The sequence below is a fragment of the Klebsiella michiganensis genome, assembly GCF_002925905.1.
Taxonomy (GTDB): domain Bacteria; phylum Pseudomonadota; class Gammaproteobacteria; order Enterobacterales; family Enterobacteriaceae; genus Klebsiella; species Klebsiella michiganensis.
Window position 1 is genome coordinate 135,543 of the sequence record NZ_PRDB01000010.1, and the last position, 14,922, is coordinate 150,464.

The 14,922-nt window shown below is 53.5% G+C and carries 14 protein-coding genes; 7 read left to right on the forward strand and 7 right to left on the reverse strand.

What is annotated here, in order from left to right; genetic code table 11:
- The first annotated feature begins 38 nt into the window (after window positions 1-38).
- From CDA56_RS20325 to ykgO, 3 genes are all read left to right on the forward strand, one after another.
- On the forward strand, window positions 39-1,112 hold the full coding sequence (locus CDA56_RS20325; RefSeq protein WP_048261451.1) for a LacI family DNA-binding transcriptional regulator: 1,074 nt from the start codon (window positions 39-41) through the stop codon (window positions 1,110-1,112).
- 119 nt (window positions 1,113-1,231) lie between these two features.
- Window positions 1,232-1,495, forward strand: coding sequence for a type B 50S ribosomal protein L31 (locus CDA56_RS20330; protein ID WP_004848323.1), 264 nt, complete (start codon window positions 1,232-1,234; stop codon window positions 1,493-1,495).
- A complete protein-coding gene (gene ykgO / locus CDA56_RS20335) occupies window positions 1,495-1,635 on the forward strand; it encodes a type B 50S ribosomal protein L36 (RefSeq protein ID WP_003859006.1) in 141 nt (46 codons plus the stop codon). Before CDA56_RS20330 ends, ykgO begins: the two co-directional genes overlap by 1 nt.
- Here the strand turns inward: ykgO and CDA56_RS20340 are convergent.
- Entirely contained in the window at window positions 1,632-2,330 is a 699-nt protein-coding gene (locus CDA56_RS20340) for a GNAT family N-acetyltransferase (protein WP_048261453.1), read from the reverse strand. The genes ykgO and CDA56_RS20340 overlap by 4 nt on opposite strands.
- Window positions 2,331-2,431: 101 nt before the next feature.
- On the opposite strand from CDA56_RS20340, the gene pdxR reads away from it, so the two are divergent.
- Window positions 2,432-3,886 carry a MocR-like pyridoxine biosynthesis transcription factor PdxR gene (gene pdxR, locus CDA56_RS20345; protein ID WP_103815109.1) on the forward strand — a complete coding sequence of 485 codons (1,455 nt, stop codon included), beginning with the start codon at window positions 2,432-2,434 and terminating at the stop codon, window positions 3,884-3,886.
- Here the strand turns inward: pdxR and CDA56_RS20350 are convergent.
- Window positions 3,861-4,331 carry a YlaC family protein gene (locus CDA56_RS20350; protein ID WP_014228205.1) on the reverse strand — a complete coding sequence of 157 codons (471 nt, stop codon included), beginning with the start codon at window positions 4,329-4,331 and terminating at the stop codon, window positions 3,861-3,863. The genes pdxR and CDA56_RS20350 overlap by 26 nt on opposite strands.
- Window positions 4,332-4,351: 20 nt before the next feature.
- Here CDA56_RS20350 and CDA56_RS31300 point away from each other — a divergent pair, with 20 nt between their 5' ends.
- Window positions 4,352-4,486, forward strand: a complete 135-nt coding sequence (locus CDA56_RS31300; protein WP_223226764.1) for a hypothetical protein — start codon at window positions 4,352-4,354, stop codon at window positions 4,484-4,486.
- On the opposite strand, the gene maa is transcribed toward CDA56_RS31300, so the two are convergent.
- From maa to acrA, 5 genes are all read right to left on the reverse strand, one after another.
- A complete protein-coding gene (gene maa, locus CDA56_RS20355; RefSeq protein ID WP_032748289.1) occupies window positions 4,458-5,024 on the reverse strand; it encodes a maltose O-acetyltransferase in 567 nt (188 codons plus the stop codon). The two genes, CDA56_RS31300 and maa, sit on opposite strands and share 29 nt — an antisense overlap.
- Window positions 5,025-5,186: 162 nt before the next feature.
- Window positions 5,187-5,405 (reverse strand): HHA domain-containing protein, encoded by a 219-nt coding sequence (locus tag CDA56_RS20360; protein ID WP_004099646.1) that lies wholly within the window; start codon window positions 5,403-5,405, stop codon window positions 5,187-5,189.
- Between the two features lie 26 nt (window positions 5,406-5,431).
- Window positions 5,432-5,806 (reverse strand): Hha toxicity modulator TomB, encoded by a 375-nt coding sequence (gene tomB / locus CDA56_RS20365; protein WP_025107145.1) that lies wholly within the window; start codon window positions 5,804-5,806, stop codon window positions 5,432-5,434.
- A 481-nt stretch (window positions 5,807-6,287) separates the two neighbouring features.
- Window positions 6,288-9,434: a multidrug efflux RND transporter permease subunit AcrB gene (acrB, locus tag CDA56_RS20370; RefSeq protein ID WP_014228207.1), complete on the reverse strand. Its 3,147-nt coding sequence runs from the start codon at window positions 9,432-9,434 to the stop codon at window positions 6,288-6,290.
- A 22-nt stretch (window positions 9,435-9,456) separates the two neighbouring features.
- Window positions 9,457-10,650 (reverse strand): multidrug efflux RND transporter periplasmic adaptor subunit AcrA, encoded by a 1,194-nt coding sequence (gene acrA, locus CDA56_RS20375; protein WP_103815107.1) that lies wholly within the window; start codon window positions 10,648-10,650, stop codon window positions 9,457-9,459.
- Between the two features lie 142 nt (window positions 10,651-10,792).
- On the opposite strand from acrA, the gene acrR reads away from it, so the two are divergent.
- Together acrR and mscK are read left to right on the forward strand one after the other, a co-directional pair.
- On the forward strand, window positions 10,793-11,443 hold the full coding sequence (gene acrR / locus CDA56_RS20380) for a multidrug efflux transporter transcriptional repressor AcrR (protein WP_014228208.1): 651 nt from the start codon (window positions 10,793-10,795) through the stop codon (window positions 11,441-11,443).
- Between the two features lie 130 nt (window positions 11,444-11,573).
- Entirely contained in the window at window positions 11,574-14,915 is a 3,342-nt protein-coding gene (gene mscK, locus CDA56_RS20385) for a mechanosensitive channel MscK (RefSeq protein ID WP_014228209.1), read from the forward strand.
- Window positions 14,916-14,922 lie beyond the last annotated feature (7 nt).

A 14,922-nucleotide genomic window follows, 5' to 3' on the forward strand; every position in this document is an offset into this window, starting at 1 on the left:
TGTTACAATCCAGGGATAACAACATAAGGAACCGGACTATGAAGTCTAAAAGCGCGACCTTAGAAGACGTTGCTCGCCATGCGGGCGTCTCCTATCAGACCGTGTCCAGGGTACTCAATAAATCTGCTAATGTATCCAAAGCCACACGCAGCAAGGTGGAGAAATCCATTGAGGAGCTGCGCTATGTCCCAAACCGCCTGGCGCAGCAGCTGGTAGGAAAGCAAAGCCGCACCGTGGGCCTGGTCACCATCTCCCTCGCATTGCACGCGCCTTCTCAGGTGGCTGCTGCGGTAAAACGCTATGCGAATGTGGAAGGCTATCAGGTGCTCATCTCCATGATCGATGAGAGCGTCAACCAAAGTATTCAAGATTCCATTAATGAACTTAAGTCTCAGCTGGTGGATAAGGTCATCATCAACGTGCCGCTGGAGACTGAACTGGCTCAAAAAATTGCCGCTGATAACGATGATATCGTCTGTCTGTTTTTAGATGTTGACCCCTACAGCTCCGTGTTTAACGTTTCGTTTAACCCGGCTGACGGCACCCGGGCCAGCGTCAAATATCTCTATGAAATGGGGCATCGGGAGATCGCGCTGCTAGCCGGCCCGGAAAGCTCGGTATCGGCTAAACTGCGTCTGAAAAGCTGGATTGAGACCCTTGAGGGATATGGCCTGCAGCCGGTCACGGTGATTCGCGGTAACTGGGATGCGCAGAGCGGCTATGCCGGCGCGCTGCAAATGCTGCGGGAGACGCCAAACTTTACCGCCGTTCTGGTGGGTAACGATCAGATGGCGCTGGGCGTACTGAGCGCGTTTCACCAACATCAGGTGCCAATTCCGGGGGAAAAATCGGTTATTGGTTATGATGACACCTATGAGAGTTCGTTCTTTTACCCGGCGCTCACCACCGTTTCGCTGGATCTTGATTTACAAGGAAAAGAGGCCGTCCGGCGCCTTCTCGATAGCGGCGATCACGAGACATCTCATACTTCTTCTATCCTTCCGGCTCGTCTGGTCGTGCGCCACTCTACCGGGCCAAAAACGGAGCCGGGTAAAAACCTGCAGTCTATTGCCGAACAGCTCAGAGCGCTGGCGCATCAGCTTAATCCTTAATCCTTAATCCGCAACGGGCGGCCTGCGCCGCCCTTTAGCCCCTTCCATTCTCAGGGTTGATCTTTGTATTCACCGGGCGTACCATGATGTTATGTTATAACGTAATGATTGAGGTCGCTATGAAACCCAATATTCATCCGCATTATCGTACGGTGGTTTTTCACGATACCAGCGCCAATGAATACTTCAAAGTCGGATCAACGATCCGTACCGAGCGCGAAATTGAGCTGGAAGGCGAGACGTATCCCTACGTAACGCTCGATGTCTCCTCCAAATCGCATCCGTATTACACCGGCAAACAGAAGGCCTTCAACAATGAAGGCAGCACCGCGCGTTTCCGCCAGCGCTTCGGCGGTTTTATTGATGCGAAAAGGAGTAAATAATGCAGGTGCTCAACTCATTGCGTAGCGCGAAACAGCGCCACCCGGATTGCCAGATCGTCAAGCGTAAAGGGCGGCTGTACGTTATCTGCAAAAGTAATCCTCGCTTTAAGGCCGTCCAGGGGCGCAAGAAGAGACGTTAACGGAAGCTCTCCAGCGTTCGTAACTGCCGGCCGTCGGCGCTAAAGTTGTCGGCGGCCAGCCACTGCTGCATTGCCTTGTCAATCTGCGGCCACTCGGAATCGATAATCGAAAACCAGTCGGTATCGCGGTTGTGGCCCTTTATCACCAGCGCCTGACGAAAACGCCCCTCATACTGAAATCCCAGCCGCAGCGCCGCCCGGCGTGAAGGCTCGTTCAAACTGTTGCATTTCCACTCGTAGCGACGATAGCCGAGCGTTGCAAAAATATAATGCATCAGCAGCCATTGAGCCTCGGTGGCCATCGCCGTCCGGCTTAGTAAAGGCGAGAAGTGAACGTGGCCGACTTCAACAACGCCATTTTTAGCATCGATTCTCATCAGCGCCAGTGAGCCGACGGGCTGGTCTGTCCGTTGATCTATCACGGCAAAGTGAATGGGATCGGCCTGCCCGGAAACGTGCTCTATCCACGCGCGGTATTCCTCTACGCTGTTATCCGGCTCACGCAGCAGCCACGTCCAGCTTCGGGTGTCCGGGGCCAGCCGATGGGCGTCAAACAGCGCACCGGCGTGCGTGGAGCGCAATGGCTCAAGGCGGCAAAGGCGGCCCTGCAGATTCAACCTTTCAGGATGCGGACGGGGCAGCCAGTCGGGCAGGGCTGCGCCAACGGGTTGATCGAATTGATTAAGATGGCTCATGAGGTTTTCCTTTGGCAGGTGAATGCTGCGAGATTAGGCGCTTGTTGGTTCCATAAAAAGAACCACAGGAGTATATTTTTAGGGTGCCATGAGGAGCGATGATGAATATTCCGGATGATGCTTTTTTTGCTTTACTGGAGCAGGCCCTGCGCGGCAGGGGAGGTGGAACCCTGCAGCGTACGCTCTATCAGACACTACGCGAGGCGATTTTGCAGGGGGCGCTGGCAGGTGATAGCCGTTTACCCGGCTCGCGCGCCATGGCCCAGCGTCTGGGACTGTCGCGCAACACCGTCAACGGCGCGCTGGAGCAGCTGGCGATAGAGGGGTATTTATTACGTAGCCGCCAGGGGACGTCCGTCGCGCCTTTAGGAACTCAGGGAGAGGGGGAGGTTGAGGCGCGCCATATTGTGCTCCCTGAATACTTACAGGGATTACCAGCGGCAATCCATCGTGATTCACCCACGCTGCTCTTTACGCCGGGAATGCCTGCGGTTAACTACTTTCCGCTTTCCATCTGGCGCCGGCTCCTGGATCGCGTACTGCGTGAAGAGGGAAGCGCATTATTGGGCTACGGCGATGCGCAGGGAGAGCTCGTACTGCGAAAAGCCATTGCCCGCCACCTTGCGCTCTCGCGGGGGATCCGCTGTGAAGCCAGCCAGATTGTGATTACGGAAGGTGCGCTGGAAGGCGTCGATTTATGCACGCATTTGCTGAGCGTCGCTGGCGATACGGCATGGGTAGAAGAACCCGGCTATCCGGGAGTAAAAAGCATCTTTCTCAAATCCGGACTTCATATACAGGGCGTGCCGGTTGATCATGAAGGGATGCGTTTTGATAGTCATAATGATAGTGAAGCGCCGCGATTGATCTTTACTTCACCTTCCCATCAATATCCCTGCGGAGCAGTGATGAGCGCCGGGAGGCGACTGGCACTACTGGAGTATGCCCGCCGGCATGATTCATGGATTATTGAAGATGATTACGACAGCGAGTTTCGCTACAGCGGTGAGCCCATTCCGGCCATGCTGGGGATGGCCAGGCAGGCGCCGGTGGTTTATCTGGGGACATTCAGCAAAACGCTATTTCCGTCGCTGCGCATTGGCTTTATGGTGATGCCTCCCGCGCTGGCGGAGGCCGCACGTGGCGCCATTGGTTCGCTATTACGCGGCGGCCATCGGGCCGAACAGAGGGCGCTGGCGTTGTTCATTGAAGAGGGGCACTACGCACGTCATTTAGCCGCCATGCGCCGTTTATACCGTAAACGTCAGCAGCAGCTGCGGGAGATTCTGGCTCAAGAGCTCAGGCATCCTTATGAACTGTTTGGCGGCGAGGGGGGCCTGCACCTGACCGTTGCTATCGACAACGTGGATGACCTGGCGATTGTGCAGCAGGCCCGGCGGTTTCAGCTGGCACCCGGGGCGTTAAGCCGTTTTTACCTGGATGTAAACACGGCGCGAAGCGGCTTTGTTCTGGGCTACGGTAATACGTCCGCCTCGCATTTTATGGCTGCGGTACGGACGCTGAGCCGTCTTATTGCGCTGGACCGACGCGGGTAAGAGAAAACACATCGTAAAAGGAGAGTTCGCCTTTGGTGGCGATCATTTTTTGTAGCTGAGCCTTTTGTTCGCCGCCGACGCGTGGCGATTGCAGGATGCGTTCAAGCAGTTGCTCAGGGACAAATCGGGTGTTGTACCACTCACCGTTGTAGCACACGCGGAAATCAAGAACGTCAATATCTTCATAACGATAGCGCGGGTAGACGTCGAAGAAAAAGAAACCGTTTAGCAGAACAAATAACACAATTAACAGCCAGACAGAATCTACCAGCGTTTCGGAACGTAGCATCACAATAAGCGTGGCCAGGAAAGCCGCGTACATGGCGACAAAAAGCCATGGATGGTTGCGAATAAAGCTAATGCTAAAGCGCGGACGGTTGTCGCGCTTCTCTTTCACATTTAGCTCATCAATGGTGCTCTTCAGCAGCAGCTGTATTTCTGTCATCTTATTCCCCAAATTCTGCCATGAGCCCGTATCCAGGCGTGACAAATCGGGCTCAGCCTGAAGGCTATTTTATGTTGCGTAAATCCATGGGGAAAGTAACAGATTGGTTGCAGAAAAGCATAACAGTTACCGTTTTTCGCTCTCCAGCATTTTGATTATCCGTGCCGGGTTTCCGCCAACGACGGCGTTGGCCGGCACATTTTTTACTACGACGGCCCCCGACGCCACCACGGCATTATCGCCGATAGTGACGCCTGGATTAATCACTGCCCGGCCGCCAATCCACACATTGTGGCCAATGGTGACGGGTTTTCCGTACTCTTGACCACTGTTGCGGTCGACAGGGTCAAGGGGATGCGTAGCGGTATAAATATGCACGCCCGGCGCCAGCATGCAGTTATCGCCAATATGAATCGGACAGACGTCAAGCATGACGCAATCAAAGTTAGCGTAGAAATTTTTGCCGAGGAAGATATTGTAGCCATAGTCACAGCGAAATGTGGGTTCGATATACGCGTCACTCGCGTGCCCAAGCAGTTCAGAAAGTAATGCGTTTCTTAATTCACGTTCTTCAGGCGCCGAATGATTGTAGCGGTGCAGCAGCTGTCTGGCCCGCAGACGATCGGCTTTCAACGTGGCGTCACCTGCCAGATACAGTTCGCCGGCAATCATTTTTTGTTTCTCTTCGCTCATGGAGGCTTTCCTTATTTCCTTATCGTTAGGCCGCCATAGTATAAAAAAGAAACCGGTTTCATATTCGCATTGAACCAACATCTGTGAGCACTGTCACACTTATTATCATCACGAGAGAGGGGCGTTTTCGGCACGAGATGTATGACTTTCATTTGAAATAAACTAGCGGATAAATTTCCAGACTGAAGGGGGGATCTTGTCATACAGTTTATTCATCGTCAGCTCAGCAAGACGATGGTCGGCCGCTGAGTAAAATACCGCCAGTTCATTATCGGAAAGTTCATATTTATTTTTTTCAATTACGCGCTCCAGCGTATCAATTGTCTGACAGCGTCGTAAACGCATCAAATAGTCTATTTTGGTTAATGTTTTATCAGACATAAATTCACCTTTTGATTGTAATAATACTAACAAGAAAGACTGGCCGGGTTTTCCCGACAGGCGTTGACAAAGCAGCGGAATAACCGATTGCCAGATTTACGCCATTTCTGCAGATCTGCGCTGTTAATGCCGTAGTTGCTGAACAAGACGAAAGTGTCATCCAGATATTCATCAATCTGGGTAATCAGCTTATTATCCTCTGCGTACTTAATTTTATAATTAAGTGCGAACGCGGCAATGTGCTCGATCAATTCATTAAGTTGAAGATTGACAGCCGAGGTCGGGTCATTAACCCAGCCGTGGTTGCTCTCTTCCAGGTTTGCAAGACAGTCATGATACAGGGTTTCGCAGAGAAATTTAAGCTGCGCAATATCATGTCTTTTTGGCGAGTATTCGTCCATAACGCATCCCCTTTTGAGTGGTTTAAACGACGATTATCGACACCGTTGTGGGATGAACACGACTAACAGACCTGACACATACATTGTAATCTTGCTGTTTAACTATAATCCACTCTTAAAAAGATTTCATCGTGCTATTACGAAAAATTACAATTATCAGCGTCCTTTTATCTTCAATGCCTCGGACTTTATTATATCGTGCCGTTACCCCGATCGGAAAAAACGAATACTGACCTTATATTTCATCAGGTTAGCCGACGCGTTTAGCCGTTATAGAGAGACAACCATACATAAAATCAGTGATTAAGAATATTCTGAGTTAGGGGCGCGGGAAAGAAATTGTGGAAAAAAAATGGAGATAAGCACCGCGACTCATCATTAAATATTATATCTCAGCTTATAAATTAGACAATAACAATCCGTGCGTTTTAACGAGGAACAAAAGAAAAGGGCCGCAAATGCGGCCCTGAGAGGAGAGAGATTAATGATGCTCAACCGGATGGCTGTGCTCAATATCCTCATTTTTCTTACTAAAGCGGCGGCGAACCACCACGAAGAACACCGGCACGAAGAAAATCGCCAGCACCGTCGCGGTCACCATCCCACCCATTACGCCAGTACCGACGGCGTTCTGCGCGCCGGAGCCTGCGCCGGAGCTGATAACCAGCGGCATGACCCCAAGGATGAACGCCAGCGAGGTCATCAGAATCGGACGCAGACGCATACGAACGGCTTCCAGCGTGGCTTCAATCAGGCCTTTGCCCTCTTTATCCATCAGGTCCTTGGCGAATTCAACGATAAGTATCGCGTTCTTCGCCGACAGGCCGATGGTGGTCAGCAGACCAACCTGGAAGTAGACGTCGTTGGTTAATCCACGGAAGGTAGCCGCCAGCAGCGCACCCACAACCCCCAGCGGAACAACCAGCATGACCGAGAACGGAATCGACCAGCTTTCATACAGCGCCGCCAGGCACAGGAAGACGACAATCAGCGAGATAGCGTACAGCGCTGGTGCCTGGTTGCCTGACAACCGTTCCTGATAAGACATACCGGTCCAGTCATAGCCAATACCCGCAGGCAGTTTACCCGCCAGCTCTTCCATCAGGTTCATCGCTTCACCGGTACTCTTGCCCGGTGTCGCCTGGCCGAGGATTTCCATTGATGGCAGACCGTTGTAACGCTCCAGACGCGGCGAGCCGTATTCCCAGCGTGAAGTCGAGAAGGCGGAGAAGGGCACCATCTGTCCATCGCTGCCGCGTACGTACCAGTTGCCGATATCTTCCGGCAGCATACGGTATTTCGCTTCAGACATGATATACACTTTCTTCACGCGACCGCGGTCAATGAAGTCGTTGACGTAGCTACCACCCCATGCTGCGCCAAGCGTCGTGTTAATGTCGCTGATAGACACGCCGAGAGCCTGCGCTTTTTCCTGATCGATATCCACTTTAAACTGCGGAGTATCTTCCAGTCCGTTTGGACGCACGCCGGTTAAGACGTCAGGATGCTGCGCGACCATACCAAAGAGCTGGTTACGTGCCTGGGTCAGTTTTTCATGGCCCAGTCCCGCCTGGTCGATAAGCTGGAAGTCAAAGCCCGTTGCGGTACCCAGTTCAACAATTGCCGGCAGGTTAAAGGCGAAGACCATTGCGTCTTTAATCTGCGAGAAATACCCCATTGCGCGACCGGTAATCGCCTCAACTTTGTTCTCTTCGCCCGGACGCTGGCTCCAGTCCTTCAGAGAAACGAACGCGATACCGGTGTTTTGCCCACGACCCGCGAAACCAAAGCCGTTTACGGCGAATACCGATTCAACGTTGTTTTTCTCTTTGGTGAGATAGTAGTCGGTCATCTCATCCAGAACTTTCTGGGTACGCTCCTGAGTTGCGCCAGCAGGCAGCTGCGCCATGCTCAGGAAGACGCCCTGGTCTTCGTCCGGCAGGAACGAACTTGGCAGACGAACGAACAGCCAGGCCATGCCGACAACGATGATCAGGTACAGCACCAGATAACGACCGGTACTGCGCAGGATATTGCCTACGCTATCGGTGTAGTGATGCGTGCTCTTATCGAACATGCGGTTAAACCAACCGAAGAAGCCGGTGGTGGCGCCATGGCTGCCTTTCTGGATGGGTTTCAGCATCGTGGCGCAGAGCGCCGGGGTCAGAATCAGTGCCACCAGTACCGACAGCGCCATCGCGGAAACGATAGTGATCGAGAACTGACGGTAAATCGCACCGGTAGAACCGCCGAAGAAGGCCATCGGGATAAATACCGCCGAAAGCACCATCGCGATACCCACCAGCGCGCCCTGAATCTGGCCCATTGATTTACGCGTGGCCTCCTTCGGCGGTAGCCCTTCTTCGGCCATTACACGCTCGACGTTTTCCACCACCACGATGGCGTCATCCACGAGCAGGCCTATGGCGAGCACCATACCAAACATGGTGAGGGTGTTTATCGAGAAGCCGAACAGCGCGAGGATAGCGAACGTCCCCAGCAGTACGACCGGCACGGCGATAGTCGGAATCAGCGTTGCGCGGAAGTTCTGCAGGAACAGGTACATCACCAGGAACACCAGAATGATGGCTTCAACCAGCGTTTTCACCACTTCGTGAATGGAGATCTGCACGAAGGGGGTGGTGTCATACGGGTAAACAATCTTCAGGCCTGACGGGAAGAAAGGTTCCATTTTCTTCAGTTCGGCACGAATGGCGTTGGCGGTATCCAGCGCGTTCGCGCCGGTCGCGAGCTTAATACCCAGACCGGACGCGGGCTGACCGTTAAACTTCGCAACGACGTCGTAGCTTTCGCCACCCAGCTCAATCTTCGCGACATCGCGCAGACGCACCTGGGAACCATCCTGGTTAACCTTCAGCAGAATGTTGCCGAACTCTTCAGTATTGGTCAGACGGGTCTGCGCCACGATGGAGGCGTTCAGCTGCTGACCTTTCACCGGTGGAGTACCGCCTAACTGTCCGGCTGCGACCTGGGCGTTCTGCGCTTTCAGGGCGCTGATCACGTCAACCGGCGTCAGCTGGAAGTTATTAAGCTTGTTCGGATCCATCCAGATACGCATCGCGTACTGGGAACCGAACAGCTGTACGTCACCGACGCCGCTGGTACGGCTAATCGAATCCTTCATGTTGGCGGCAACATAGTCAGAAATGTCATCCTGATTCATGGTGCCGTTGGTATTGATAACGCCGACAACCATCAGGAAGCTGCTGGATGCCTTTTCAACGCTAATACCCTGCTGCTGAACTTCTTGCGGCAGCAGCGGCGTTGCCAGCGCCAGCTTGTTCTGAACCTGTACCTGGGCGATATCCGGATCGGTACCGGATTCAAAGGTGAGGGTGATGGTTGCTGTACCGGTGGAGTCGCCATTAGAAGACATGTACATCAGGTGATCGATACCGTTCATGTTCTGTTCGATAACCTGGGTCACGGTGTTCTGCACGGTTTCAGCATCGGCACCGGGGTACATGGCTGTAATGGAAATTGCCGGCGGCGCAATCGTCGGATATTGCGCTATCGGCAACTTGAGGATCGATAACCCCCCAGCCAGCATGATGATAATGGCGATCACCCACGCAAATATGGGGCGATCGATAAAGAAATTAGGCATGTCTTAACGGCTCCTGTTTAAGTTAAGACTTGGGTTGTTCTGACTGAGCGTTGCCTGCGGCTTGCTGTTTATCGTCAGAAACGACTTCCTGCGCTTTTACCTGCACGCCTGGTCTGACTTTTTGCAGACCGGTGATGATGACGCGATCGCCCGTTTTCAGCCCTTCGGTGACCAGCCATTTATCACCAATAGCCTGAGTGGCGGTAATCTGGCGAACTTCGACTTTATCACCTTCGCCGACGACCATCGCGCTGGCATCGCCGCGCGGGGTGCGGGTTACGCCCTGCTGAGGAACCAGCAGTGCATCCGGGTTTACGCCTTCTTCCAGACGCGCGCGGACGAACATCCCCGGCAGCAGAGTGTGCTCCGGGTTCGGGAAAATGGCGCGCAGCGTGATAGAACCGGTGGTCTGATCAACGGTGACGTCAGAAAACTCCAGCGTACCGTTCTGCGGGTATTTCAGACCGTCGTTCGTCACCAGCTCAACCTTCGCTTTACCGTTTTCCTGCTGCAGCTTGCCGTTGGCCAGCTCTTGTTTCAGACGCAGGAAATCGTTGCTCGATTGCGTCACGTCAACATAGATAGGATCCAGCTGTTGCACGGTCGCCAGGGCGGTGGTTTGGCCGTTTTGCACCAGAGCACCTTCCGTGACCGCGGATTTACCAATGCGGCCTGAGATTGGCGAGGTGACTTTGGTGTAGGCCAGATTAATGCGCGCGGTTTCAACCGCTGCTTTGGCGGCAACCACGGCGGCGTTGCTCTGTTGCGCGGTCGCGACGGCAGTATCGTAATCCTGTTGACTGATGTACTTAGTGCCTAACAGTTTCTGATAACGTTTAACCGTCAGCTGATCCATATTTGCCGCGGCCTGCGCTTTGGCTAAATCGCCTTTCGCGCTTTCATAAGTGGCCTGATAGGTCGCCGGATCGATTTGATAAAGAGACACCCCTGCCTGGATATCGCTCCCTTCGGTGAAGTTACGTTTAAGAATAATGCCACTGACCTGAGGACGAACTTCCGCAACGCGATAGGCGCTGGTACGGCCTGGCAGTTCGGTAGTAATTTGTAGAGGAGCGGATTTGAGCGTCACAATACCGACTTCCGGCATTTGTTGGGCTCCTTGCTGAGCCGGTTTGTCGTCACATCCTGTTAGCGCTAAGCTGCCTGAGAGCATCAGAACGACCGCCAGAGGCGTTAACCCTCTGTTTTTGTTCATATGTAAACCTCGAGTGTCCAATTTCAAATTGTTCAGTGGCTCAATCGACCACAAACCCACTGCTGTGTTTCTATTATGGTCATGCTATGGTACATACATTCACAAATGTATGTAAACGTAACCTCTGTAAACTCATCGACCTATGGCACGAAAAACCAAACAACAGGCGCTTGAGACCCGGCAACATATTCTGGATGTTGCTCTGCGTCTGTTTTCGCAGCAAGGCGTATCATCCACCTCGCTGGCCGCAATTGCAAAAGAGGCCGGTGTGACGAGGGGCGCTATCTATTGGCATTTCAAAAATAAATCAGATTTATTTAATGAAATATGGGTGCTTTCAGAAGCCAACATCAACGATCTCGAAGTTGAGTATCGGGCAAAATTCCCCAACGATCCACTGTCAGTTGTCAGAGAGATCTTAGTGTATATCCTTGAAGCAACGGTGACAGAAAAACGCAGGCGCTTGATGATGGAAATCATTTTCCATAAATGCGAGTTCGTCGGAGAGATGGTCACGCTGCAAGAAGCGCAGCGAAGTTTATGCCTTGAGAGCTACGATCGTATCGAGCAGACATTAAACGAGTGCATTGCGGCGAAGATGCTGCCCGCCAATTTACTCACCCGGCGGGCGGCGATTTTAATGCGCAGCTATCTTTCTGGCCTGATGGAGAACTGGCTGCTGGCGCCCAACGCTTTCGATCTGCAGCATGAAGCGCGGGCATATGTCGAAACGCTGCTTGAAATGTATCAATTGTGCCCCTCTCTGCGCAGTTCTGAAGGCGCGGAAGCTTAAGTATCCTCGCGGACAAAAGGGGTATTTTTCCTGCTGTCCGCCGCTATTCGCGCGATAACAGAAGTGCTATTCTTCGCGCTGCGACGATCCCCGGTATTCTCCGGCTTTTGCAATCACTCATGTTAACACTATGCTGCATACTATCCGTTGGCGAAACGCCATATCCGCTTTTGTTCTTACCCTGATGTTTTTTATCGGCTGTATTAGCGTTAACACGGCGCTGGCGGCTGACTTACCCGAACGTTCCGAGGTGCAAAGCCAGCTCACGACGCTGAATAAGCAAAAAGAGCTGACTCCGCAGGACAAGCTGGTTCAGCAGGACCTGACCCAGACCCTGGAAACCCTCGATAAAATCGAACGCATTAAGTCGGAAACGACGCAGCTGCGTCAGCAGGTGGCTCAGGCGCCAGCGAAAATGAATCAGGCTATCGATAGCCTCAACGCGCTAAGCGATGTTCCCGATGATGAGGCGACGCGTAAAACGTTGAGCACGTTATCGCTACGTCAGCTGGAATCGCGCGTCTCTCAGACGCTGGACGATTTGCAAAACGCGCAGAACGATCTGGCAACCTATAACAGCCAGTTAGTCTCCCTACAAACCCAGCCGGAACGTGTGCAGAATGCGATGTACTCCGCTTCGCAGCAGCTGCAGCAGATCCGTAACCGCCTGAATGGCACCTCGACGGGCGAGGAGACGCTGCGTCCTACCCAGCAGAGTTTGCTGCTGGCGCAGCAGGCTCTGCTGAATGCGCAGATAGACCAGCAGCGCAAAAGCCTGGAAGGTAACACGGTCCTGCAGGATACCCTGCAAAAGCAGCGTGATTATATCACCGCCTACAGCAACCGTCTTGAACACCAGCTTCAGTTATTGCAGGAAGCGGTGAATAGCAAGCGCCTGACGCTGACGGAAAAGACGGCTCAGGAAGCGGTTTCCCCGGACGAAACGGCGCGTATTCAGGCAAACCCGCTGGTGAAGCAGGAGCTGGAGATTAACCACCAGCTTAGCGAAAGACTGATTTCGGCGACGGAAAATGGTAATCAGCTGGTTCAGCGCAACATCAAAGTGAAGACCTGGCTCGATCGCGCTTTGCAATCCGAGCGTGACATAAAAGAGCAGATTTCCGTGCTGAAAGGCAGCCTGCTGCTGTCGCGTATCCTTTATCAGCAGCAGCAAACGCTGCCCTCTGCGGAGGAGTTGAGCGATATGACGAACCGCATCGCCGACCTGCGCCTCGAACAGTTTGAGGTTAACCAGCAGCGCGATGCGTTGTTCCAGAGCGATGCGTACGTCGCGAAGCTGGAGGAAGGGCACAGCAGCGATGTCAATGCCGAAGTGCATAGCGCGCTTCTCGAAATCGTTGATATGCGCCGGGAGCTGCTCGATCAGTTCAACAAACAGCTGGGTAACCAGCTGATGATGGCCATTAACCTGCAGATCAATCAGCAGCAGTTAATGAGCGTGTCGACCAACCTGAAAGCCATTCTGACGCAGCAGATTTTTTGGGTAAACAGTAACCGTCCGATGGACTGGGAGTGGGTTAAAGCCTTCCCGGAAGCGCTGAAAGGGCAGTTTAAGGCGATGAAAATCACCGTAAACTGGGAAAAAGCCTGGCCTGCGGTATTTATCGCTTTCCTTGCCGGCCTGCCGTTGCTGCTGATTGCCGGTCTGATTCGCTGGCGCCTTAACTGGCTGAAAGCGTATCAGGCGAAGCTGGCTTCACAGGTGGGGCAACTGCGCAATGACACTCAGCTTCATACGCCGAAAGCGATTCTTATCGATCTGATCCGCGCGCTGCCTGTGGTGCTGGTGATTCTGGCCATTGGCCTGATTCTGCTGACCATGCAGCTGAATATCAGCGATTTGCTGTGGGCCTATAGTAAGAAGCTGGCGCTGTTCTGGCTGGTGTTTGGCCTGTGCTGGAAGGTGCTGGAAAAAGACGGCGTGGCGGTGCGCCACTTTAATATGCCGTCGCAGTTGACCAGCCACTGGCGGCGGCAGATTGTCCGCGTCAGCCTTGCGCTGCTGCCGCTCAATTTCTGGTCGGTGATGTCGGAGCTGTCGCCGCTGCACCTGATGGATGACGTGCTCGGGCAGTTTGTTATTTTCCTCAACCTGCTGCTGATTGCGGTGCTTGTTTTGCCGATGTGCCGCGAGAGCTGGCGTGATAAAGAGTCCCACAGCCTGCGCCTTATCACCGTCACCGTGCTATCGATTGTGCCCATCGCCCTGATGGTGCTGACGGCAACCGGCTACTTCTACACGACGCTGCGTCTGGCCGGCCGCTGGATTGAAACCGTTTACTTGGTGATGCTGTGGAACCTGCTGTACCAGACCGTTCTGCGCGGCCTGAGCGTGGCCGCCCGGCGTATTGCCTGGCGCCGTGCGCTGGCGCGTCGTCAGCATTTGGTTAAAGAGGGCGCTGAAGGGGCCGAACCCCAGGAAGAGCCGACGATTGCCCTGGAGCAGGTTAACCAGCAAACGCTGCGTATTACGATGCTGGTGATGATTGCGCTGTTTGCCGTGCTGTTCTGGGCGATTTGGTCCGATCTGATCACCGTGTTCGCCTATCTCGACAGTATTACGCTGTGGCATTACAACGGTACGGAAGCCGGCGTCAGCGCCGTGAAAAGCGTCACCATGGGCAGCCTGCTGTTCGCGATTGTCGCGTCGATGGTCGCCTGGGCGTTAATCCGCAACCTGCCGGGCCTGCTGGAAGTGCTGGTGCTATCGAGACTCAATATGCGCCAGGGGGCGTCGTATGCAATTACGACCATCCTTAATTACGCCATTATTGTTATTGGCGCGATGACGGTATTTGGCTCATTGGGCGTTTCGTGGGACAAACTTCAGTGGCTGGCGGCCGCCCTGTCGGTTGGTTTAGGGTTTGGCTTACAGGAAATCTTCGGTAACTTTGTTTCCGGTCTGATTATTCTCTTTGAGCGCCCGGTGCGTATTGGCGATACGGTGACCATTGGTACCTTCTCCGGTACCGTCAGCAAAATCCGCATTCGCGCCACGACGATCACCGATTTTGACCGTAAAGAGGTCATTATCCCGAATAAGGCCTTCGTGACGGAACGCTTGATCAACTGGTCGCTCTCCGACACCGTCACCCGCGTGGTCATCCGCCTTGGCGTGGCCTATGGTTCCGACCTGGATAAGGTTAAAGAAGTGCTGCTCCAGGCCGCGCATGAGCATCCGAAAGTGATGCAAGAGCCCGCGCCCTCGGTCTTCTTTACCACCTTCGGCGCCAGCACGCTCGATCATGAACTGCGCCTGTACGTGCGTGAACTTCGCGATCGCAGCTATGCGGTGGATGAGCTTAACCGCGCTATCGATCGTTTGTGCCGCGAGAACAATATTGACATCGCCTTTAACCAGCTGGAGGTGCATCTGCGCAATGAGAAGGGCGATGAAGTGACAGAGGTGAAGCGGGATAAGGGCGACGATGCCTCCCCGGCGATAAGCTAAACATAAC